Here is a 21,976-nt window from a genome sequence, read left to right as displayed (position 1 = left end):
TGCCGTCATTCGGGGTTTCTACGAATTTGTACCATCTAGTTAGTTTGTATAGACTATCGAAACTCGCGGCTAGTGTGGGATATTCTGGCTCGTGTCTTGTTGCACTGCATAACGAAGTAGCCCATTTTCTGCATCGCAGCAAGTCCGTCGGAGGGCGCCGGCAGGCGCTTCCCACCCTCGTGCGCTCGCGTTTTCACCCCGTTTGTCCGTTTACGCAGGAGCCGTTCATGCAACGTTCGATTGCCACCGTGTCGATTAGCGGCACCCTCGTCGAGAAGCTGAGCGCGATCCGCGCGGCGGGCTTCGAAGGCGTGGAAATCTTCGAGAACGACCTGCTGTATTTCGACGGATCGCCCGCCGACGTACGCCGCATCGCCGACGACCTCGGCCTGAAGATCATGCTGTTCCAGCCGTTTCGCGACTTCGACGGCGTCAGCCCCGAGCGGCTCGAACGCAATCTGGAGCGCGCGAAGCGCAAGTTCGACGTGATGCACGAGCTCGGCACCGACCGCATCCTCGTGTGCAGCAACGTGTCGCCGGAAACGATCTGCGACGACGCGCTGATGACCGACCAGCTCGGCGCGCTGGCCCGCGCGGCCGAGGCGGCCGGCGTGATCGCCGGTTACGAGGCGCTCGCGTGGGGCAAGCACGTGAAGACTTACCGCCACGCGTGGAAGCTCGTCGACGCCGTGAACCATCCGAACCTTGGGCTCGTGCTCGACAGCTTTCATACGCTGTCGCTGAACGACACGCCCGATGCGATCGCCGACATTCCAGGCGAGCGCATCGCGTTCGTGCAGATCGCCGACGCGCCGAAGCTCGCGATGGACGTGCTCGAATGGAGCCGCCACTACCGGTGCTTCCCGGGCCAGGGCGATTTCGACCTCGCCAATTTCACCGCGCAGGTCGTGAAAGCCGGCTATCAAGGCCCGTTGTCGCTGGAAATTTTCAACGACGGCTTTCGCGCCGCGCCGACCACGATCACGGCCGCCGACGGTCATCGCTCGCTGCTGTTCCTCGAGGAGCAGACCCGTGAGCTGCTCGAAACACAGCAACAGCAGCAACAACCGCAGGCGCAGGCGCAACCGGCGAGCGAGCTGTACCGCTCGCCCGCGGCGCCCGCGCACGTCGGCTATCAGTTCCTCGAATTCGCGGTCGACCACCCCACCCGCGCGCAGCTCGTCGACTGGCTCAGCCGCCTGCGCTTTCGCCAGGCCGGCAAGCATCGCTCGAAAGACGTGACGCTGTATCAGCACGGCGCGGCGTCGATCGTGCTGAACGCCGAGCCGGATTCGTTCGCGAACGCGTTTTTCCAGCAGCATGGTTTGTCGCTGTGCGCGTCGGCATTTCGCGTCGACGACGCGAGCCAGGCGTTCGAGCGCGCGGCCGGCTTCGGCTACGCGCCGTTCTCCGGCCAGATCGGCCCGAACGAGCGGGTGCTGCCCGCGGTGCAGGCGCCCGACAGCAGCCTCAACTATTTCGTCGACGAAAGCCCGGATCAGCCGACTCTATTCGAAGCCGATTTCGTGCTGACCGACGTCAACGGGCCGACCGAAGTCGGGCCGCTCACGCGCATCGATCACGTGTGCCTGTCCGTACCGGCGAATTCGCTCGATACGTGGGTGCTGTTCCTGCGCACCGCGCTCGGCTTCCAGGCCGAAGCCGGCGTGCTGGTGCCCGATCCCTACGGGCTCGTGCGTAGCCGCGCGCTGCGTAGCCGGGACGGTTCGGTGCGGATCGTGCTCAATGCATCGATGGACCGGCATACGGCGGTCGCCGAGGCGCTGCACACGTATCACGGCTCGGGCCTGAACCACGTCGCGTTCAGCACCGGCGACATCTTCAGCGCGATCCCCGAATTCGTCGCCGACGGCGTGCCGGTGCTGCGCATTCCACGCAATTACTACGACGACCTCGAAGCCCGCTACGCGCTGTCCGACACGCTGCTCGACGCGATGCGCGCGAACAACATCCTCTACGACCGCGACGAGCGCGGCGGCGAGTTCTTCCACGCGTACACGGAACAGCTCGACCAGCGCTTCTTCCTCGAAATCGTCGAGCGACGCGGCGGTTACGACGGCTATGGCGCGGCCAACGCGGCGGTGCGGCTCGCGGCGCAGGCGCAGCGGCGTAAATAACGGGCGGGTGCGGCGCGCCCAGGGGGCGAACGTTGCCGCGCCGCCACTGAATAGTTCGAAAGTTGTGGGCCGAAGCGTTGGGCCAAACGCGCGCGGCCCCGAAAACGGCCGCGCCGCACCCCGTTGATTCGCGTCATCTGAAGCAGCCGCGCAGCCGCGGCAGAGCATTGGCATCACGCGGCACGCGCTCAGGCCCACGATCAGGCACGCGACCTGCGTCCCGTCCGGGACAGGTTCGCCGTCTCGATATAATGGCGCCTGTTTTGCGGTGCGGCCGGCGCGCCCGTGCAATGCGCGGCGCCAGCTCCGGACCCTCCACCGACTCGTCGAATCAACGTCAGGAGAGCCATGAAGAAGTTCGCTGTAGTCCTGTCCCTTCCGCTGCTGCTCAGCGCTTGCGCGTATTTCCAGAAAGATCCCGATGCCGGCGAGCCCGTCACGGATACGATGACGCAGCGCTCCGTCGACGACGTAGTGGCCTGCCTGACCCAACTAGCCAATCAGCATAACGCCGCATTCAAGTCGACCTCGATCCCACAGGGTCAGATGCTCGATTTCGGCGACTCGAACATCGTCAAGGTACGCAGCGACAACGGCGCGACGACTTACCGTTTCTACGCGGGCAAGCGTCATGTCAGCAACCTGTGGATCGAATCGGCGGGCAAAACCTGCGCCCCGTAAGGCTTCATCGCGCATCAAGGCGAAGTTCCGGGCGCCGGAATCTGATCCACTGCAACGTTCATGTCACGGTGTTACAGGATAATGGAGTCTTAAGAATCGTTTAAGACTTCGTCCGCAAGATGCCCCGGACATGTCCCCGCACGAGGTGCGCTCCATGAACCAGCCCGAACCGAATATCAACGAAACCCCGGCCAAGCGGCCCACGATCCTGCGCCGTCTGCTGAGCCACCACGAACTGGCCACGCTGCTGCTGTTGCTGCACGCGCCGATCGACGCCTCGGCGAAACCCGAAATTCCGCAGCTTTACGAAGCCGGTCTCGTCGAGACCATCTCGAACGACGCCGGCACGCCGCACATCCGGCTGACTCAGCAAGGCAATGCGGTATTGCGAGGGCTCGGCATCAAGTAAAAAGTAACAACGCCCGACACTCGAACCCTTTCCAGATCTTTCCGGGGCCGCGCCGACGCTTGTCGTTGGCGCGGCCCTTTCCATTGGCGCGGCCGGCGCGGGAAGCAATCCTGGACGCTTCCGTCGTTTTTCACGTCCGGCGCCGCGCCCGGCGAAAAATGACGGCGACGAGCGTCCGCACGCGCGCGACGTCTCGACGCCGCCACCCCCATGATTTTTCGATGTTTTCATTTTTTAACTCTTATATAAGACATAAGACATTTGACCTTGCAACGGTATTGCAATTAAAATTGCGCCCAGAGCAGTGCCCGGCACAACCTCGGAGTGCCGTAAAAGACTTCCCCCTGAAACGCACACATCAGCAGGTCCCCCCATGCTTGAAAACTTTCGTGCTCACGTGGCCGCCCGCGCCGCGCTCGGCATTCCTCCCCTGCCGCTGACGGCTCAGCAAACCGCCGAGCTGGTCGAACTCCTGACCAATCCGCCCGCTGGCGAAGAGCAGACCCTGCTCGACCTGATCACCAACCGCGTGCCGGCCGGCGTGGACGAAGCCGCTCGCGTGAAGGCAGGCTTCCTCGCCGCCGTCGCCAAAGGCGAAACCGCCTGCGCGCTGATTTCGCGCGAGCGCGCCACCGAATTGCTCGGCACGATGCTGGGCGGCTACAACATCCAGCCGCTGATCGAGCTGCTGGCCGACGCCGCAGTGGGCACCGTCGCCGCTGACGCGCTGAAGAAAACCCTGCTGATGTTCGACCAGTTCCACGACGTCCAGGAACTCGCCGACAAGGGCAACGCCAACGCGAAGGCCGTGCTGCAGAGCTGGGCCGACGCCGAATGGTTCACGAGCCGTCCGGAAGTGCCGCAAAGCCTGACCATCACCGTCTTCAAGGTGACCGGCGAAACCAATACCGACGACCTGTCGCCGGCTCCGGACGCGACCACCCGCCCGGACATCCCGCTGCACGCGCTGGCCATGCTGAAGAACGCCCGTCCCGGCATCACGCCGGAAGAAGACGGCAAGCGCGGCCCGGTCAAGTTCATCGAATCGCTGAAGGAAAAGGGCCACCTGGTCGCCTACGTGGGCGACGTGGTCGGCACCGGCTCCTCGCGCAAGTCGGCCACCAACTCGGTGCTGTGGTTCACGGGCGAAGACATCCCCTATATCCCGAACAAGCGCTTCGGCGGCGTGTGCCTCGGCGGCAAGATCGCCCCGATCTTCTACAACACGATGGAAGACGCCGGCGCGCTGCCGATCGAACTCGACGTGTCGCAGATGGAAATGGGCGACGTGGTCGAACTGCGCCCGTACGAAGGCCGTGCGCTGAAGAACGGCGCCGTGATCGCCGAGTTCCAGGTCAAGTCCGACGTGCTGTTCGACGAAGTGCGCGCCGGCGGCCGGATTCCGCTGATCATCGGCCGTGGCCTGACCGCCAAGGCGCGTGAAGCGCTGGGCCTCGCGCCGTCGACGCTATTCCGTCTGCCGCAGCAGCCGGCCAACAGCGGCAAGGGCTTCTCACTGGCGCAGAAGATGGTCGGCCGCGCGTGCGGTCTGCCGGAAGGCCAGGGCATCCGCCCCGGCACGTACTGCGAACCGAAGATGACCTCGGTCGGCTCGCAAGATACGACGGGCCCGATGACCCGCGACGAACTGAAGGATCTGGCCTGCCTCGGCTTCTCGGCCGATCTCGTCATGCAGTCGTTCTGCCACACGGCCGCCTATCCGAAGCCGGTGGACGTGAAGACCCACCAGACGCTGCCGAATTTCATCAGCAACCGTGGCGGCATCGCGCTGCGTCCGGGCGACGGCGTGATCCACTCGTGGCTGAACCGTATGCTGCTGCCCGACACCGTCGGCACCGGCGGCGACTCGCACACCCGCTTCCCGATCGGCATCAGCTTCCCGGCCGGTTCGGGTCTGGTCGCCTTCGCGGCCGCTACCGGCACGATGCCGCTGGACATGCCGGAATCGGTGCTGGTTCGCTTCAAGGGCAAGATGCAGCCGGGCGTCACGCTGCGTGACCTCGTCAACGCAATCCCGCTGTGGGCGATCAAGCAAGGCTCGCTGACGGTCGCCAAGCAAGGCAAGAAGAACATCTTCTCCGGCCGCGTTCTGGAAATCGAAGGCCTGCCCGATCTGAAGGTCGAGCAAGCGTTCGAGCTGTCGGATGCGTCGGCTGAGCGTTCGGCTGCCGGTTGCACGGTGCACCTGAACAAGGAACCGATCATCGAGTACCTGAACAGCAACGTCACGCTGCTGAAGTGGATGATCGCGCAGGGCTACCAGGACCCGCGCAGCCTGCAGCGCCGTATCAAGGCGATGGAAGCCTGGCTGGCCGATCCGCAACTGCTGCAACCGGATGCGGACGCCGAGTACGCGGCTGTCATCGAGATCGATCTGGCCGACATCCACGAGCCGATCGTGGCCTGCCCGAACGATCCGGACGACGTGAAGACGCTGTCGGACGTGGCTGGCGCCAAGATCGACGAAGTGTTCATCGGTTCGTGCATGACCAACATCGGTCACTTCCGTGCCGCGTCGAAGCTGCTGGAAGGCAAGCGCGACATTCCGGTCAAACTGTGGGTCGCTCCGCCGACCAAGATGGACCAGAAGCAGTTGACCGAAGAAGGTCACTACGGCGTATTCGGCACGGCCGGCGCACGTACCGAAATGCCGGGCTGCTCGCTGTGCATGGGTAACCAGGCACAGGTGCGCGAAGGCGCGACGGTGATGTCGACGTCGACCCGTAACTTCCCGAACCGTCTGGGCAAGAACACCAACGTGTATCTCGGCTCGGCGGAACTGGCAGCGATCTGCTCGCGTCTGGGCAAGATCCCGACCAAGGAAGAGTACATGGCCGACATGGGCGTGCTGAACGCCAATGGCGACAAGATCTATCAGTACATGAACTTCGACAAGATCGAAGACTTCAAGGAAGTGGCCGACACCGTGTCGGTGTAAGCAGGTTGTCGAGCTACGGTGCGTTATTGACGTTGTAGGTTCGCGCCGTAGTATCACTCCTGGCATCACACGAATGGCGCCGCAGGCTGAAGGTCTGCGGCGCCATTTTTTTACGGCGCCCGCGTGGGTGCGCTCACGCCTGCCACACCCCATACCCCGCCTCGCGCAACCCGATCGCCAGCTCCACTTCCATGTCCTGCGCGCCGCGATAAGGCATCGGGTTGAAGACTTCGTACAGCTCGGGCAGCAGGCGCAGGCCGTAATCGCGTACATAGCGATTGGCCTGAATGCCGGCCTTGTGGCGATCGAAGCGCAAGTCCGGGTCGAGCCCGGTCATGCCCACATACACACAGGGCTTCTGAAAGCAGTAATCGGGATTCGCGCGACGAAAGCGCGCCTCGTTCCAGACCGTATCGTCGAGCGCGACGACGTACACGTAGTAATGATGCCGGCGACCAGCCATAAGACAGCGAGCGCCCTCAGTTACGCAGCGTGCCGTGCAGCAGCATCCGGTATTCGGTCGGCGTGACGCCGACCGTCGCCTTGAATTGCCGCGTGAACGCGCTGTGATCGGTGTAGCCGCAACGCGCGGCCACGTCGGTGACCTTGTCGTTCGACACCAGCAGCGCGGTCGCCGCGTCGAGCCGCGTTTTCAGCAGCACCTGGCGCGGTGTCAGATGAAACACCTTGTGAAAATAGCGCTCCAGTTGCGCCACCGACATGTCCGCCATCGCCGCCAGTTGCTTCAGATTCAGCGGCTGCACGTAGTTCTCCTGGATCGACTGCACGACCGCCGCGAGCCGGCTATAGGCGGGATGGCTGCTTTCGTCGGCTTTCAGATCGCGCGACGTGCCGGCGAGCCCGACCACCCTGCCGCTCGCATCGCGCAACGGCTGCTTGCAGGTCAGGCACCAGCCCGGCTGGCGGCCCGGATACAGGTGCAATTCGAGCTGATCGAGCATCGCGTTGCCGACACCGATGATCGCCTTGTCCTGCGCGGTATAGATGCGCCCGAAACGGCGCGGGAATACGTCCTCGGCGGTCTTGCCGAGCAGTCCGGCCTTTTCCTTGAAACCGCAGCGCGACGCCAGCGTGCGGTTGACGAGCGCATAACGCGCATCGGCATCCTTCACGAAGAACACCACGTCCGGCATCGCGTCGAACACGGGCTCGAGCAGCCGGAAGTGCGCCAGCATGCCGGACAGCGTCGTATCGTCCGATTCGAGCGGATGAGCCAGCGTGTTCATCATGCGTATCCCGTGGGTCGGTGCGTGGTTGAAGACGGTTGCCTGGATTCGCGGATCGTCGTGCGGGTGCGGGCCCGTGCGGACCGATGCAGGCCGATGAGGGTCGACAGCGCGCACGTACGATCGAGTGCGAACGATTATAGAGCCGCGCGAGGCCCGTCAAAATCCGTGCTGCGCAACGCATGTCGTCACTCGGAGACAGGAGTTTCGGTGGCGGTCTCGGCCGGTACCTCAACCGCCGTCCCGGCGACGCTCATCAGCGTATCGATCCGCGCCGGGCTGAACGGCGGGCGCGGCGTGGCGGCCGGCCAACCGAAGTACAGGTTGGCCGCCGCGCCGCAGATACGCCCCTGACACGCGCCCATCCCACAGCGAGTTTGCAGCTTCGCGTCGCGCCAGTCGGTGCAGCGCCGCACCTCGCCAACGCTGACGTCTTCGCAACGGCACAACAGCGTCGCGTCGGCGGGCGGCGTGCGGGCGGCCTCCCCCAACGCAAACGACGTCGCCACCCGCGCGCCGAAGCGTCGCCAGCGCGCGCGTTGCTTGAAGAGCGCCGATTGCGCGGCGGATTGCGCGGCGGATTGCGCGACAGGTTGCGCCGCGGGTTGCATGGCGGATTGCACAGTGGATTGCGTAGCGCCCGCGCCGCTCGCCACAAGCCCGGCGATCTCGCCCTCCGCGCAAGCGAGCTCCGCGCCGCCGACGCCCGTGCACTCGCCCGCCGCATACACGCGCTCGAGCGAAGTCCGCTGTTCGGCATCGACGACGATTTCTCCCGCGTCGTTGATCGCGCAGCCAAGCGCCTGCGCGAGCGTCACGTTCGGCAGCAGTCCATAACCGCACGCGACGCGCTCGCAATCGAGCGTCACATCGCGCGTGCCGCGCCGGATCGTCACCTGGCGCACACGTTCGACTCCATGCGCTTGCCGCACGACGCTGCCAGTCCAGTAGCGCAGTCCCGCGAAACCGCGCGTGAGGCCGAGCGCCTGGCGCAGCTTGGCGGGCTCGCGCAGCAACGATGCGCCGAAACGCGCGACCTCGGCCATCGGTGCCTGCTCGACCACCGCGATCACGCGCGCGCCGGCCTCGCGCGCGGTGGCGAGCGCGGCCATCAACAGCGGCCCGCTGCCGGCGATCACGATGCGTTCGCCGCGCACCGGCAGACCGCCTTTGATCAGCACCTGCAGTGCGCCCACGCCGGTCACCCCAGGTAACGTCCAGCCGGGAAATGGCAGCAGCCGTTCGCGCGCGCCGGTCGCGAGAATCAGTCGCTCGTAGGCGATCGACACGCCGCCGTGTTCCGCCGATTCGAGCAGCAGGCCTTGCGGGCCGAGCGGCGCAATCACGCGGGTCGACGGCCAGTACGTAACGCGTGGCTGACTCTGCAACGCGGCAAGCAGCGCATGCAGCGGCGCGGATGGTCGATACGCCGGCCCCTGACGCCAGATCTGCCCGCCGGCGCGCGGATTGTCGTCGATCAGCAGAACCGACGCGCCCGCGCGCGCGGCCGCCCGCGCGGCATGGAGCCCGGCCGGCCCGCCGCCGATCACGACGATATCGAAATGCTGCGCGACGGACCGGGTCATACGCCCACCATCCCATTCGATGTGTCGACACGCTGGCCTTCCCGGCACAGCGTCTGACACGCGAGCGTGTGCGCGTGGCCGTCGATCGTCACGCGGCACTCCTGACACACGCCCATCCCACACAACGGCGCGCGCGGCTCGCCGCCGACCGAGCGCCGCGAGCCGTTCACGCCGGCCATCGCGAGCGCGGCGGCCACGGTCGTGCCGCTGTCCACTTCGACGCTGCGGCCGTCGATCGTCAGGCGGATGCGAGCCGCGTCATCGTGCGTCATGGGTCACCTGTCCGGCAAAACGGCTCGGTAGATAAGGCTCGAACGGAATCGGCGCGGACTGTCCCGCGATCTGCGCGGCGAGCAGCTTCGCGGTCGCGAGCGAGGTGGTCACGCCGAGCCCTTCGTGACCGACCGCGAGCCAGACACCCGCGCCGCCGCACGCCGATCCCTGCGACGCGCCCGCCGCTGCCTCGGGCATGAAGCCGCCCACCGGCCCGATCAACGGCAAGCCATCCGGCGACGCCGCGCGAAACCCGGTCCATGCGCGAATGCCGTTGAGCGTCGGCAGCGCCGGCAGATACCGCGCGGCGCGTTGCAGCATCCGCGCGAGCACGGCCATCTCGACGGCGGGATCGGTGCTGTCGAACTGACGCGACGAGCCGATCAGCAGTTGCCCGGTCGGGCGCGGCTGCACGTTGAATGCGACTGACATGCCGCTCGCGTGATGCGCGCTCCTGATATAGCCGAGTTCGAGCAGTTGATGACGGATCAGGCCAGGGTAACGGTCGGTGATCAGCAGGTGGCCTTTCTTCGGCTGCAACGGCAGCATCGGCAGCCATTGCGCGGCGCCGAGTCCGTTCGCGACGACCACGTGCGCGGCGCTCAACTGCTCGCCGCTCGCCAGCGTGATGCTACTCGCACTGCCCGTGCCACCGGTGCCACCCGCGCCGATCGCCGCAACCGGCACACCGAGCCGCACGCGAATGCGTGCCGCGTGCGGCGATTGCGTGAGCAGCCATTCGGCGGCGCTCGGCGCATATACAATGCTGTCGTGCTCGACGCGCAAACCGCCCGCCATCGATGGCGCGAGCGCCGGCTCGCAGGCGCGCAGCTCGCCGGCATCGAGCAGTTGTGCGGCGACGCCTTGCGCGGTGAACGCCGCCTGCATCGCGCGCGCGGCCTGCCATTCCTCGTCGTCCGCCGCGACCCACAGCGTGCCGCAGCGCGCGAACGCGTCGCGCGTCCGCAGCCGCGGCGCAAGGTCGAGCCAGAGATCGCGCGAGTAGCGGCTCAGCGCGAATTCGGCGGGCGAGTCGTTCATCACGACGAGGTGCCCCATGCCCGCCGCCGTCGCGCCGCCGCCGATGCACTGCGCGTCAAGCACGTCGACGCGCATGCCGAGTGCGGCCAGCTCGGCCGCGCACGCGGCGCCGACGATGCCCGCACCGATCACCAGCGCGTCCGCGCTCATGCCGTGCGGATGCCCCACGCGAACGGATCGCGCGCGTCGAAGCAGAGGCGCCCTTCGGCCATGACGTGCGCGTGGCCGGTAATGGTCGGGATCACGTGAACGCCGTCACCGGCGTGGCGATAGCTCGCCTCGAACACGCTGCCGATGATGCTTTCCTGCCGCCACACCGCGCCCTCGGCGAGCTGGCCGTCGGCCGCGAGACACGCGACCTTCGCGCTCGTGCCGGTGCCGCACGGCGAGCGGTCGTACGCGCTGCCGGGGCACAGCACGAAGCTGCGGCTGTCGAGCCCGTCGCGCGAACCGGGTCCAAACAGCTCGATATGGTCGATCAGCGCGCCGTTCGCGCCGGTGATGTTCTGCGCGATCAGCGCGTCGCGCAGCGCCGAACTGAACGCGGTGAGACTGGCGATCCGCGCGGCTTCGAGCGCCTGCCCGTGCTCGGCGACGAGGAAAAACCAGTTGCCGCCCCAGCCGATGTCGCCGGTCACGATCCCGTAGTCTGGCACGTCGACACGCACCGCCGCGCGATAGCGATACGCGGGCACGTTGCGCACCGCGATGCCGCCGTCTTCGTTGAGCGTCGCCTCGACCACGCCGACCGGTGTCTCGATGCGATGACGGCCCGGGCCGATGCGCCCCAGATGCGCGAGCGACACGACAAGCCCGATCGTGCCGTGCCCGCACATGCCGAGATAGCCGACGTTGTTGAAGAAGATCACGCCGGCCGCGCAAGTCGGATCGTCGGGCTCGCACAGCAATGCGCCGACCACCACATCCGAGCCACGCGGCTCGGTGACGATGCCCGCGCGCCAGTCGTCGAAGCGCGTGCGGAAAACGTCGAGCCGTTGCGCGAGCGAGCCGCCGCCCAGTTCCGGGCCGCCCGACACCACGAGGCGGGTGGGCTCACCGCCGGTATGCGAGTCGATGAAGTTGAGGGTTTTCATGCCGCTCATGGTAGGAACCATGGGCTAGCGGGTCTTGGTGCGCATGCGCGCGGATTGTGATTATTTCGGCACAGCGGTACGGGCCGACGAACCACCCTGCGCGGAGAGCGCAGCGCCTCTGATCACACATGCCTACGCATATCCTGAAGCCCTCCTTGGCGTCACGCCGATGCGACCTCGATGCGAATGCAGCGCGGATTTCAGCACATCTCTCCCGTACTGCCGCGCGCCAGTGCTTCGTCGAACCGCAACAACCGGTAGCCGCTCCGATAAACCGGCTGCAACAGAAAGCCATTGCGCGGCTCGATCTCGAGCAACCCACGCAGCCTCGACACATGGCTGTCGACGGTACGCGTCAGATCGGGCTGCTCGTGGCCCCACACCGCCGCGAAGATGTGATCGCGCGACATCACGCGCTCGACGTTCGAAAAGAACAGCGCCGCGATGCGGTACTGCGTGGGCGACAGCCGCACCCGCTCACCGCGCAGCGTGACCCGTGCCCGCACGAGGTCGAAATGGTATGGGCCGCAGTCGAAGCTCGCCGCCGTGCCGAAGCGCTCCGGGTAGGCGCGCCGCAGCAGTGCCGTGACGCGCGCGCAAAACTCGCCGGCCCGCAGCGGCAACGCGAAGTAGTCGTCGGCACCCTCGGCCAGCGCGCGCACCATACGCTCCTCCGATGCGTCGCTCGACACGAACATGACCGGCAGGCGCTCACCGGCCACCTGCCGCACCGAGCGCAGCAGTTCCGCGCCGGCGAGCCGTTTGCCGTGCCAGTCGAGCATCACCAGATCCATCGTGGAATGGCACAGCGAGCGCGACATCGCGACGCCGTCCTCGTAGGCCGAGCAGAAATGACCCGCTCGCGCGAGAACCTGTTGAATCGACTGACGCACGACCGGGTCATGCTGAAGGACGGCAACGCGCATGGCGGGACTCTCGACGAAGACAGACCCGTCATTCTCGGAGCCACAACGGGTTTTCTCCCATCAGAGCACTCCTAATTTGCGTCGTTATCTGGCGGTGGACGTGCTACCCGATCCGTCCACGCATCACGGAAAGGCCACGGCTTGCATCCTGTAAAATCCGCGCCGGCCTCTGTCGTCAGCGCGCCCGCCCTATCCGGACGGCGCGCCGGTGTCCCGTGCTCTACCCAGCGCTTGCCACACTTCTCGCCCGACGACCGCCATCTGTCCATGCGTACCGCGCGTGGCTTTCCCTTCATTAAAACGACATAGCAATGCAAGCGACCAATCTGGGTGGAGCGCAGGCTGCCACCCCACGCCCGCTTGGGCACAGCGATTACAAGACGCTCGGCCTCGCCGCGCTCGGCGGGGCTCTCGAGTTCTACGACTTCATCATCTTCGTGTTTTTCGCGCCGGCGATCGGCCAGTTGTTCTTCCCGGCCGCGATGCCGGACTGGCTGCGTCAGGTGCAGACCTTCGGCATTTTCGCGGCCGGTTACCTGGCGCGGCCGCTCGGCGGCATCGTGATGGCGCACTTCGGCGACCTGTTCGGCCGCAAGCGCATGTTCACGCTGAGCGTGCTGCTGATGTCGGTGCCGACGCTGCTGATGGGCCTGATGCCCACTTACGCGAGCATCGGCGTGCTGGCGCCGGTGCTGTTGCTGCTGTTTCGCGTGATGCAGGGCGCGGCGGTCGGCGGCGAAGTGCCGGGCGCGTGGGTGTTCGTCTCCGAGCACGTGCCGCAGCGCCACGTCGGCTACGCGTGCGGCACGCTGACGGCGGGCCTCACCGCGGGCATCCTGCTCGGCTCGCTGATCGCGTCGGCGGTCAATCGACACTTCACTGCAGCGGACATTTCCGCGTACGCGTGGCGGATTCCGTTCCTCGTCGGCGGCGTGTTCGGCATGTTCTCGGTCTATCTGCGCCGCTGGCTGCACGAAACGCCGGTGTTCGCCGAGCTCAAGCAGCGCAAGGCGATCGCCGCCGAGGTGCCGCTCAAGGCCGTGCTGCGCGACCACGGCCGCGCGGTCGTCGTGTCGATGCTGCTCACGTGGATGCTGTCGGCGGCGATCGTCGTGGTGATCCTGATGACGCCGACGCTGCTGCAAAAGCAGTTCCACATCGAGCCGGCCACCGCGCTGCTCGCGAACTGTCTGGCGACGCTGTGCCTGACGATCGGCTGCGTGATGGCGGGCTCGATCGCCGGACGCATCGGCGCGGGGCGCACGATTTTCGTCGGCGGTCTGGCGCTCGCGGCGACCTATTACGTGCTGTTCACCCAGCTCGCCGCCGATACCTCCGCGCTGCTGCCGCTCTACGCGCTGGCCGGGCTGTTCGTCGGCGTGATCGGCGCGATTCCGCTGGTGATGGTGCGGGCGTTTCCGCCGGCGGTGCGCTTCTCCGGCATTTCGTTTTCGTACAACGTCGCGTATGCGGTGTTCGGCGGTCTGACGCCGATCGTGGTGTCGCTGCTGATGAAGTCGAATCCACTCGCGGCGCCGCTGTATGTCGCGACGATCTGCGTATTGGGCGCGCTGACGACGCTGTTTATCAAGGATGCGGCGCCGTAAGGGGCGTAGATTCGGGAGGTGGTGTTTGTTCGTCGGATCGCGGTGGGGGGCGTCGAGGCGCAGCGGGGCGGCTGAACGGCATCGCCCCTTGAATGCGGCGATGGGGCGAAGCTGGTGGTCTACGACGGCGCACTGCCTCGGTGCGCCGTCGCCGCCTCGCACGCCGCACGCGACTTGCGCGACTTGCGCGACTTCGCGACTTGCGCGACTTCGCGACTTGCCGACGTCCGCGCTAGCGTAGATGCCGACGCCCACACCAGTGCCCTCCCTCCGCGATTTCGCAAACCGCTAAATACACCCACGAGTCGCACATCGACACTTCACGCCGCATCGAAACATGGCCCGCGACAGCAGGTTACGATGCAGCCATGAACTCCTCCACTTCCTCCTTCCCGCCCGCTCTCGGTCGCGTGCTCGCCACCGTCAGCGTCGGCTTCGTGGTCACACAGCTGGACGTGACGATCGTCAACATCGCGCTGCCGCGCATCGGCGCGGACCTGCAGGCGAACGTCGCGGGCCTGCAATGGGTCGTCGATGCGTACACACTCGCCTTCGCGGTGCTGATGCTGTCGGCGGGCGCGCTCGGCGACCGCTTCGGCGCGCGGCGCATGTACGCGTGCGGGATCGTGCTGTTCGCGCTCACGTCGCTGGCGTGCGGGCTCGCGCTCGACGCGCCGATGCTGATCGCCGCGCGCGCCGCGCAGGGCATCGGCGCGGCCGCGATGCTGCCGAATTCGCTCGCGCTGCTCAACCAGTCGTTCGGTCACGAGCCGAAGCTACGGGCGCGCGCGGTCGGACTGTGGACCGCGTCCGGCGCGATTTCGATCGCGGCGGGACCGGTGGCCGGCGGGCTGCTGATCGCCGCGTTCGGCTGGCGCAGCATTTTCCTCGTCAATCTGCCGATCTGCGTGGCCGGCCTGCTAGCGACGCTGCTGTGGATCCCGCATCCGCCAGCCGCCCAGCCCGGCGCGCGCGGCCAGGCCAGTGCGACGCCGCCGCGCGGCATCGACCTCGGCGGCCAGGCGCTCGCGATCGTCGCGCTGACCGCGTTCGTCGCCGCGGTCATCGAATGGCGGCCGCTCGGTCTCGCGCATCCGCTCGTGGCCGGCGGCTTCATCGTCGCGCTGCTGGCGGCGGGCGCGTTTGTACTGGTGGAAGCGCGCGTCGCCCGACCGATGCTGCCGCTGTCGCTATTCGGCACGCGCACGTTCAGCGCGGCGGTGCTGTTCGGCATCTGCGTGAATCTGACGTACTACGGCATGGTGTTCGTGCTGAGCCTTTATCTGCAGCGCGTGCGCGGCTATACGCCGTTGCAGGCGGGCCTCGCGTTTCTGCCGTTGACGGGTGGCTTCCTGATTTCGAACGTGGCGAGCGGCTGGGTGGTCGGCCGCGTCGGTGTGCGCGTGCCGATGATCCTCGGCGCGATCACCGCCGGGCTCGGCTATGGCCTGCTGCATTTCGTCGACGCCGGCACGCCGCTGGTCGGCCTGCTGCTGCCGTTCCTGCTGATTCCGTCGGGCATGGGCCTCGCCGTACCGGCGATGACGACCGCCGTGCTCGCATCGACCGAAGCGAAGCGGGCGGGGACCGCGTCGGCGGTGCTGAACACCGCGCGCCAGGCGGGCGGCGCGGTTGGCGTGGCGGCCTTCGGCGCACTGGCGGGCGGCGCGGCCGCCACGCAGATCGTGACGGGCATGCAGGCCGCGACCGCGATTTCGGTGGGACTATTGGCGCTGGGACTTGTGCTTGCGTGTCTCGTGCATCCGGAGCCGCATGAGGCAGTGTCCGCGCGCGGCGCGCGTGCCGCCAGTGACTGAGCGCTCCCGCCTGGCACTCAAGCGGCTGCCGATGAGCAACCGCTGAACCGCAGCCAGACCGCAGTTGAACCGCAAATAAGCTGCAGATAAACCGCCGGCCGCCAAACCGCCCATCACCGCGCGGCGAGCCGTGGTAACGCCGACGCGTCTACAGCGACGCCTCCTGAATCACGCCCGTGTCGACCGCGCGTTCGATCAGCCCTTCGTTGCGCGCTTTCGCGATCGCATCGGCGATCATTTTTTCCGGTTCCTCGATTTCCGCCTTCAGCGTACCGAGGAATCCGGACGCGTCCAGCACGACCAGCGTCTTCGCCGAATCGGCAAGACTGATGATCACACGATGAGGCGTCGGCCCTTCGCCGAGACTCGCGCATAGCTGGGTCAGTTTGCCGCCAATCATCTGCTCGAAGTTCTGAATCATTATGTGCTCCCTTGATTGCCGCGAAGCGGGGAAGAAGCCCGCGAGAACGAGAACGAAGCGGAATGCGTGCCTGGTCGCAAGCGGGCAATAAATCAGCCACGGATAGGCCACAAATAGCCCACAAATAGACCGCGAACCGGGCCGCGCAAGCTGCGCCAAACGGCGCGTCAAAGCCCGCCGAGGCCGCCGCGCGGCGCGCGCGCGCCGTCGATGCTCAGACGCCCCGCACCAGTCACGAACAGCAGCAGGAAGCCACCCGCGATACCGATGTTTTTCCAGAAGTGGATCACCATGTCGTGCTGTACATTCGGGTCGACGACGTTCCAGAAGTCGTGACCGAGCACCGCCGTCGCCACCGTGTATGCAGCCATGATCAGCGCGAGCGGACGGACCTTGAAGCCGATCACCAGCAGCAGGCCGCCGAGCACTTCGACCGCGGTCGCGATCGGCGCGGCGATCTGCACGAACGGCACGCCCTTCGAATGCAGGTAGCCGACGAAGCCCGCGTAACCCAGCAGTTTCATCACCCCACCCCACAGAAACAGCACCGAAAGCGCAAGACGGGCGATGAAAATAACGCCGTAATCGACGGGACGCGACATGGGGGGCTCCTATATTGAATAAGCAGCAGACCCGGATGGGCTGCGGCAGTTCCCCGCCTCGCCCCTGAGCATATGTGCAATGGGCGCGTTTTCCAAGCTCGTCCGGAGCGGCCTCCCGCTCAATTCCGGCTCACCTTCCGCTCACTTCAGGGCAGCTTCCGGTCTGCGCTCATCTTCCGCTCATCTTCCGCTCACCCGCGCGCGGCGTCCGGCTCGTGCGACGGCCGTACGCCGCTTCGCTCCACGCCAGTGGCAATCGTCGGCCGCTGACGACAGAACATCACATCACACGCTACACGCGACGCTCAGACCAGCGGATACGTAGCGACTTCGATCAGGTTGCCGTCCGGATCGCGGCAGTACACCGAGGTCATCTTGCCGCGCGCGCCGTCGCGCTCCACGGGTCCCGCTTCGATCTCGACGCCTTCGGCGAGCCAGTGCGCCTTGACGTCGTGCGGGCTCGCGGCGGTTATGAAGCACAGATCCGCGCTGCCCGGCACCGGCTCGCGCGATGTGAACCACGCGACGGTATCGGCCGAAACGGGACGCAGATTGATCTTCTGATTGCCGTATGTCATCGCCACGCGTGTGCCGGTACGCGATTCGAACTCGGTACGCCGCATGCCGAGCACGCGCGCATACCAGGCCGCGCTGAGCTCGACGTCCGCGACGTTCAGAACGAGATGATCGAGGGTGTCTAGCTGGAAACTCATGGTCTGCCCGTGACGATAAAAACAACGATGCGGATGTGCGGATGCGAAGCCAACGATGCGGACGCCAGGCAACTACGCGCGCGGCGCGTCCGGCGCGAGCAGCACGCCCTTCGTGAACACGAAGCAGCCGTAGCCGCGCTCCTCGCCGGTCGCGATCACGCAATACGCGCGACGCGCGCGCTCATAGAACGCGAAGCGTTCGATCGACACGAACGGCACCTTGCGCCCTTCCGCCGCGTCGACTTCGGCCTGCGCCTCGCGCTGCACCGCCGGGATCGTGTGCGGTTCGCCGACCACCTCCATGCGCGACGCGGGGTGATCGATGAACGTATCGAGCGGCAGCACCGACAACACCGCGCGAATCGCACGCGGTGAACTCACGCCATCGAGACGCAGCGGCTTGCCGAGCACGGTATCGCGCGCGATCGACCCGGCCGGAAAATTGGCGTCGCAAATGACGAGCTCGTCGCCGTGGCCCATCGAACGTAGTGCATACAGGATGTCGGCATTCAGCAGCGGATCCAGATTCTTCAGCACGGAGGCTCCTTGTGATTCGGTCGAGGATTTGGCGAGTGGATGGGACGTGGATGTTTCGTGGTTCGTGGTTCGCGGCGCGGGTTTGCGGTTCGTGTTGCCCGCGAGTTCGCGCACGCCTTGCACGTCGGCTTGACATGTCCACCGCGACATCAGGCGCATGGCGACGATCGATTGTAGCAAGCTGTGTTGCCGGCTTCCGTGCGGCTCGCGCTGTTACAAGCCGGTGCGCTACGCGTTCCGTCGTCATACACGAACGTACCGCTCGCGTGCAATACCATGGACCTCGCTTGCTGCGAAGCAGGCGCGACGCCTGCCTCGCACTGCCAGCGCAACCAGCCGATCATCGCGAGCAGCACGAGCCCCGCGCCGCCAAGCACCGGCTCTCGCCAGCCGAGCAGCGCGAAAAACATGAACGCCCGCGCGCCGGCCAGCAACGCAAAGCCGGCGATCGCGCTCGATAACCCGTCGACCGCCACGGACACGCGCGTGAGCGCGAGCACCGTCCGGCCGGCCTCGATGAATCGGGAAACAGCGGGCTTCCGCATGATCGTCTCCGTGAAAAACGCGCGGCGCGCGGGGGCTATCGAACGGCTCAGGCGGTGCCGGGAGCTTCGTCGAGAAAACCGGTGACCGCCTGCAAGCGACCATGCGCGTCCACCACGCCGAAGTCGGATCCCTTGACGATCGCATCGCCCGAAGGCGTCGTCAGCGCCCACGAAAAACGCAGGCGATTCGCAAAGCCATCGACGTCGGTGGTGCGGCGAAACGTGTGGTGCGGAAAGCGTTCATGTACCGCGCGAATCATCGCGTCGATGCCGTCGTGGCCGGTGCCCGCGAGCAGCGGATCGCGATAGTCGGCGTCGGCGCTCCACGTCGCCGCGATCAGCTCGCGACGGCGCGTGCCATCGGTCTCGTTCCATGCATCGAAATAACGGTCGATCAGATCGGTATGCGCATTCATCTCAAACTCCTTGATTGGCAGGACTGAGCACTTCGCGCTGCACACGTCGTATGCGGCGGGCTCGGTATGCAGTCTGGCCGCTCGCATGCGTCGAGTCGATTACGTGGGAGGTAAGCAAAGGGAGGCGATATCGCGCGAACGCGTGCGGCTTTCGCTGTGCAGTTTGTCGTGCTATCTCGCCGCGCTGCTTCTTTGCGCTGCTTCTTTACATCGCCTCGCCGGGTTTGCTAACGGCCCCAGGCAATAGGCCATCCGGCCGAATCGTTTTCAGACGTTCGAATCGCTAACCTCATGAGGTCAATCGAAGCCGCGCACGCCGGCGCGCGAGATGGCATGAAACAGATGGAGGGATCGCTTTGGGCCGCATTATCAAGACACTTTTTTTGCTTGCACGATCGTATCCGAAGGGATACAGTAAGCAGCACATCGAAACCCCGCCCGTCATCACGATCAACCGCACTGAAGCGTTCGACCTTTGGCTTCGCAAACTCCGCGACGTCCATGCGAAGGCGCAAATCCTTGTGCGGCTACGACGTGCGGAACGCGGACTTTTCGGCAACGTGAAAGTGCTGGGAAACGGCGTCTTCGAGATGCGCATCGATTGCGGCCCGGGTTATCGGGTCTATTACGCGCGCGAGGCAAGCATGACGTATCTGCTGCTCGGCGGGGGCGACAAGTCCACGCAACAGGCGGATATCGAACATGCCGGAACAATGTGGGCAGATATCAGAAAGGAACGGCCATGAGCAAGATCAAAACCGCACGCTTCGATGCATCGGAATACCTGGACAACGACGCAATGGTCGCGGCATACCTGAACGCCGCGCTCGACGAAGGCGACTCCGATCTTCTGGTCGCCGCCATCGCAGACGTCGTCAAGGCTCGCGGCATTACGAACATCGCCGCGGCAGCGGGCCTCGGCCGCGAAAGTCTCTACAAGACGCTCGCGCCTGGCTCCAAACCGCGCATGGAAACGATCCTCAAACTGGTGGACGCGCTCGGCATGAAATTCAGCGCCGTGCCGCTGAGCGCGGTCGCCGCCTGAGCGGGTCCGCGCACGTCGAAGGCACGTGCGCGGACAGTGCGGTACATCGCATCGGCCGAATGTCTCTCCGAGGTAATGCAGGGTGCGCGGAAGCTGCGCAATGGCTAGCGCGAAGGCATTACCTCCCAGGTAATGGATTGCTCGCACGCTTTGACTATGATCGGTGGCATGAACACACTCTCACTTGCACAAACGGTTCCGTCGCCCGCGCCGGCCGCCGGTCGCACAGTTGGCGATCTGCTGCGCGAATGGCGGCAACGGCGTCGCATGAGTCAGTTGCTGCTCGCCACGGAAGCCGATATTTCGACGCGGCATCTAAGCTTCGTTGAATCAGGCCGCGCGTTGCCCAGCCGGGAAATGGTCATGCATCTGGCCGAACGGCTCGAGGTACCGTTGCGCGCGCGCAATGCGCTGCTGGTCGCCGCCGGTTACGCGCCGCTCTTTCGCGAACGCCCGCTCTCCGATCCGCAGCTTGCCGCCGCGCGCGAAGCCGTCGAGCTGGTGCTCAAGGGACACGAGCCCTACCCCGCGCTGGCGATCGACCGGCACTGGACCATCGTCGCCACCAACAACGCGCTCGCCCCGTTGTTGAGCGGCGCGAGTCCCGAACTGCTGACGCCGCCGGTCAACGCGCTGCGGCTGAGTCTGCATCCGCGAGGCATTGCGGCGTCGATCGTCAACTGGCATGCGTGGCGCGAGCATGTGCTCGCCCGGCTGCAGCGGCAGATCGACGTGAGCGGCGACGACACGCTGAGCGCGCTGCGCGACGAACTCGCCGCGTATCCCGCGCCACCGGGTGCGGACACCGCGGACCCAGGCGACGCCAGCTTCAATCAGGTCGCCGTGCCTTTGCGGCTGCGCACGCCGATCGGTGTGCTGTCGTTTTTCAGCACGACGACCGTGTTCGGCACACCGGTCGACGTGACCTTGTCGGAACTCGCAATCGAAGCGTTTTTTCCGGCCGATCAGCACACCGCCACAGCACTGCGTGAGTTCGCTGCCGCTAGCGAACGGGGCGACGGCGGGGCCGAAGCCGGATAGCGGTGATCGTCAGCTTGCCGTGCAGAGCGTTTTCACCGCTTGCGATCCATACGCAACGCCGACGCCAGGCGCAGCGATCCGTTAGCAAGCCCCCCTCAACTGCTTGAACCGCTCCAACTACCTCACCGCAAACCGAAACCCTATGCCCATCAACGCCGACTCCGTCCTGATCCGTCAACTCGGCCCCGCCGACCGCGACGCCTATTTCGAGCTTCGTCTGCGCGGCTTGAAGGCGCATCCCGAGGCATTTGGCCAGAGCTACGAAGAAGCGCTCGCAAAAGGCGCGGCGCAGCACGACGCGACCTTGCAGGGCTCTATTGCGGAAGGCAGGTTCCTGCTCGGCGCGTACGCGTCGGCGGATGCACCGCTGATCGGCATGGTCGGACTGCTGCGGCACGCCGCCGACAAAGAGCGTCACAAGGCCAACGTGGTGGGCATGTATGTCGCGCCGGAGGCGGCCGGGCGTGGCGTCGGCCGGGCGTTGCTTGGTGGGTTGATCGAGCGCGCGGCAACGGTCGACGGTTTGCGGCAGTTGCAACTGACTGTCGGCAGCCGCAACGAGGCGGCGCGCAAGCTGTACGAGTCGCTCGGCTTTCGCAAATATGGCTGCGAGATCGATTCGTTGAACGTCGGCGGCATCTTCCACGACGAGGATCTGATGGCGCGGTTCCTGTAACGGTCCGTGACGCATTTCCGCTCGCGCGGCAGCGTTGTCAGACCACCGGCCACGCTCCCGGCGCACAGTCGCGCCAGCCCTGCGCTCGCGGCTCCCACCTGCGCCCGATCCGGCCGATCCAGCCGATCCAGCCGATACCCCCGCCAACAACCGGGCTACCGAGCCTGAACCGGCGATCCATGCTATCTTGGTAAGTTAGTTT

23 protein-coding genes are annotated in these 21,976 nt (G+C 65.9%); 10 read left to right on the top strand and 13 right to left on the bottom strand.

Going from position 1 to position 21,976, the window contains the following annotated elements:
* The first annotated feature begins 227 nt into the window (after positions 1–227).
* The 4 genes from HHL14_RS17630 (at position 228) to acnB (ending at position 6,187) form a co-directional block, all read left to right on the top strand.
* A complete protein-coding gene (locus tag HHL14_RS17630) occupies positions 228–2,138 on the top strand; it encodes a bifunctional sugar phosphate isomerase/epimerase/4-hydroxyphenylpyruvate dioxygenase family protein (RefSeq protein WP_169498904.1) in 1,911 nt (636 codons plus the stop codon).
* 348 nt (positions 2,139–2,486) lie between these two features.
* Positions 2,487–2,819 (top strand): hypothetical protein, encoded by a 333-nt coding sequence (locus tag HHL14_RS17625; RefSeq protein WP_169498903.1) that lies wholly within the window; start codon positions 2,487–2,489, stop codon positions 2,817–2,819.
* A 154-nt stretch (positions 2,820–2,973) separates the two neighbouring features.
* The gene (locus tag HHL14_RS17620) at positions 2,974–3,228 is read left to right on the top strand and encodes a hypothetical protein (RefSeq protein ID WP_169498902.1); all 255 of its coding nucleotides are present in this window, start codon (positions 2,974–2,976) and stop codon (positions 3,226–3,228) included.
* Positions 3,229–3,601: 373 nt separating this feature from the next.
* On the top strand, positions 3,602–6,187 hold the full coding sequence (gene acnB / locus HHL14_RS17615; protein WP_169498901.1) for a bifunctional aconitate hydratase 2/2-methylisocitrate dehydratase: 2,586 nt from the start codon (positions 3,602–3,604) through the stop codon (positions 6,185–6,187).
* A gap of 133 nt (positions 6,188–6,320) precedes the next feature.
* Here the strand turns inward: acnB and HHL14_RS17610 are convergent, their stop codons facing one another.
* The 7 genes from HHL14_RS17610 to HHL14_RS17580 form a co-directional block, all read right to left on the bottom strand.
* Complete coding sequence (locus HHL14_RS17610; protein WP_169498900.1) at positions 6,321–6,650, bottom strand: hypothetical protein; 330 nt, start codon at positions 6,648–6,650, stop codon at positions 6,321–6,323.
* Positions 6,651–6,666: 16 nt separating this feature from the next.
* A complete protein-coding gene (locus tag HHL14_RS17605) occupies positions 6,667–7,434 on the bottom strand; it encodes an AraC family transcriptional regulator (RefSeq protein WP_169499009.1) in 768 nt (255 codons plus the stop codon).
* A gap of 188 nt (positions 7,435–7,622) precedes the next feature.
* Complete coding sequence (locus HHL14_RS17600; protein WP_169498899.1) at positions 7,623–9,020, bottom strand: NAD(P)/FAD-dependent oxidoreductase; 1,398 nt, start codon at positions 9,018–9,020, stop codon at positions 7,623–7,625.
* The gene (locus tag HHL14_RS17595; protein ID WP_169498898.1) at positions 9,017–9,292 is read right to left on the bottom strand and encodes a (2Fe-2S)-binding protein; all 276 of its coding nucleotides are present in this window, start codon (positions 9,290–9,292) and stop codon (positions 9,017–9,019) included. The genes HHL14_RS17600 and HHL14_RS17595 overlap by 4 nt, the downstream gene beginning before the upstream one ends.
* Positions 9,279–10,484, bottom strand: coding sequence for an NAD(P)/FAD-dependent oxidoreductase (locus tag HHL14_RS17590; RefSeq protein ID WP_169499008.1), 1,206 nt, complete (start codon positions 10,482–10,484; stop codon positions 9,279–9,281). The genes HHL14_RS17595 and HHL14_RS17590 overlap by 14 nt, the downstream gene beginning before the upstream one ends.
* Positions 10,481–11,437, bottom strand: a complete 957-nt coding sequence (locus HHL14_RS17585) for a 4-hydroxyproline epimerase (protein ID WP_169498897.1) — start codon at positions 11,435–11,437, stop codon at positions 10,481–10,483. Before HHL14_RS17585 ends, HHL14_RS17590 begins: the two co-directional genes overlap by 4 nt.
* A 191-nt stretch (positions 11,438–11,628) precedes the next feature.
* Positions 11,629–12,354, bottom strand: a complete 726-nt coding sequence (locus HHL14_RS17580) for a response regulator transcription factor (protein WP_169498896.1) — start codon at positions 12,352–12,354, stop codon at positions 11,629–11,631.
* Positions 12,355–12,665: 311 nt separating this feature from the next.
* Between HHL14_RS17580 and HHL14_RS17575 the strand changes: the two genes are divergently transcribed.
* Both HHL14_RS17575 and HHL14_RS17570 read left to right on the top strand, forming a co-directional pair.
* On the top strand, positions 12,666–13,961 hold the full coding sequence (locus HHL14_RS17575) for an MFS transporter (RefSeq protein ID WP_169498895.1): 1,296 nt from the start codon (positions 12,666–12,668) through the stop codon (positions 13,959–13,961).
* A 368-nt stretch (positions 13,962–14,329) separates the two neighbouring features.
* On the top strand, positions 14,330–15,778 hold the full coding sequence (locus HHL14_RS17570; RefSeq protein WP_169498894.1) for an MFS transporter: 1,449 nt from the start codon (positions 14,330–14,332) through the stop codon (positions 15,776–15,778).
* Between the two features lie 148 nt (positions 15,779–15,926).
* On the opposite strand, the gene HHL14_RS17565 is transcribed toward HHL14_RS17570, so the two are convergent.
* The 6 genes from HHL14_RS17565 to HHL14_RS17540 form a co-directional block, all read right to left on the bottom strand.
* Complete coding sequence (locus HHL14_RS17565) at positions 15,927–16,199, bottom strand: hypothetical protein (RefSeq protein ID WP_169498893.1); 273 nt, start codon at positions 16,197–16,199, stop codon at positions 15,927–15,929.
* A gap of 167 nt (positions 16,200–16,366) precedes the next feature.
* Entirely contained in the window at positions 16,367–16,801 is a 435-nt protein-coding gene (locus HHL14_RS17560) for a DoxX family protein (protein ID WP_169498892.1), read from the bottom strand.
* 305 nt (positions 16,802–17,106) lie between these two features.
* Positions 17,107–17,514, bottom strand: coding sequence for a VOC family protein (locus tag HHL14_RS17555; protein ID WP_169498891.1), 408 nt, complete (start codon positions 17,512–17,514; stop codon positions 17,107–17,109).
* A gap of 72 nt (positions 17,515–17,586) precedes the next feature.
* Positions 17,587–18,051 (bottom strand): RbsD/FucU family protein, encoded by a 465-nt coding sequence (locus HHL14_RS17550; protein WP_169498890.1) that lies wholly within the window; start codon positions 18,049–18,051, stop codon positions 17,587–17,589.
* Between the two features lie 149 nt (positions 18,052–18,200).
* Positions 18,201–18,596: a hypothetical protein gene (locus HHL14_RS33260; RefSeq protein WP_230413096.1), complete on the bottom strand. Its 396-nt coding sequence runs from the start codon at positions 18,594–18,596 to the stop codon at positions 18,201–18,203.
* Positions 18,597–18,643: 47 nt separating this feature from the next.
* Entirely contained in the window at positions 18,644–19,012 is a 369-nt protein-coding gene (locus tag HHL14_RS17540; RefSeq protein ID WP_169498889.1) for a nuclear transport factor 2 family protein, read from the bottom strand.
* Positions 19,013–19,368: 356 nt separating this feature from the next.
* Between HHL14_RS17540 and HHL14_RS17535 the strand changes: the two genes are divergently transcribed.
* The 4 genes from HHL14_RS17535 to HHL14_RS17520 all read left to right on the top strand — a co-directional run bounded on the left by HHL14_RS17535 (position 19,369) and on the right by HHL14_RS17520 (position 21,774).
* On the top strand, positions 19,369–19,758 hold the full coding sequence (locus HHL14_RS17535; protein WP_169498888.1) for a type II toxin-antitoxin system RelE/ParE family toxin: 390 nt from the start codon (positions 19,369–19,371) through the stop codon (positions 19,756–19,758).
* Positions 19,755–20,057 carry an addiction module antidote protein gene (locus HHL14_RS17530; RefSeq protein ID WP_169498887.1) on the top strand — a complete coding sequence of 101 codons (303 nt, stop codon included), beginning with the start codon at positions 19,755–19,757 and terminating at the stop codon, positions 20,055–20,057. Before HHL14_RS17535 ends, HHL14_RS17530 begins: the two co-directional genes overlap by 4 nt.
* A 168-nt stretch (positions 20,058–20,225) precedes the next feature.
* Positions 20,226–21,098: a helix-turn-helix domain-containing protein gene (locus HHL14_RS17525; protein ID WP_230413095.1), complete on the top strand. Its 873-nt coding sequence runs from the start codon at positions 20,226–20,228 to the stop codon at positions 21,096–21,098.
* Between the two features lie 142 nt (positions 21,099–21,240).
* Positions 21,241–21,774 (top strand): GNAT family N-acetyltransferase, encoded by a 534-nt coding sequence (locus tag HHL14_RS17520; protein ID WP_169499007.1) that lies wholly within the window; start codon positions 21,241–21,243, stop codon positions 21,772–21,774.
* The last annotated feature ends 202 nt before the right edge of the window (positions 21,775–21,976 follow it).

This window comes from Paraburkholderia antibiotica (genome assembly GCF_012927125.1).
Lineage (GTDB): Bacteria > Pseudomonadota > Gammaproteobacteria > Burkholderiales > Burkholderiaceae > Paraburkholderia > Paraburkholderia antibiotica.
The sequence above is the reverse complement of the archived record's forward strand: the minus strand, read 5'-3'. Positions and strand labels throughout refer to the sequence as shown.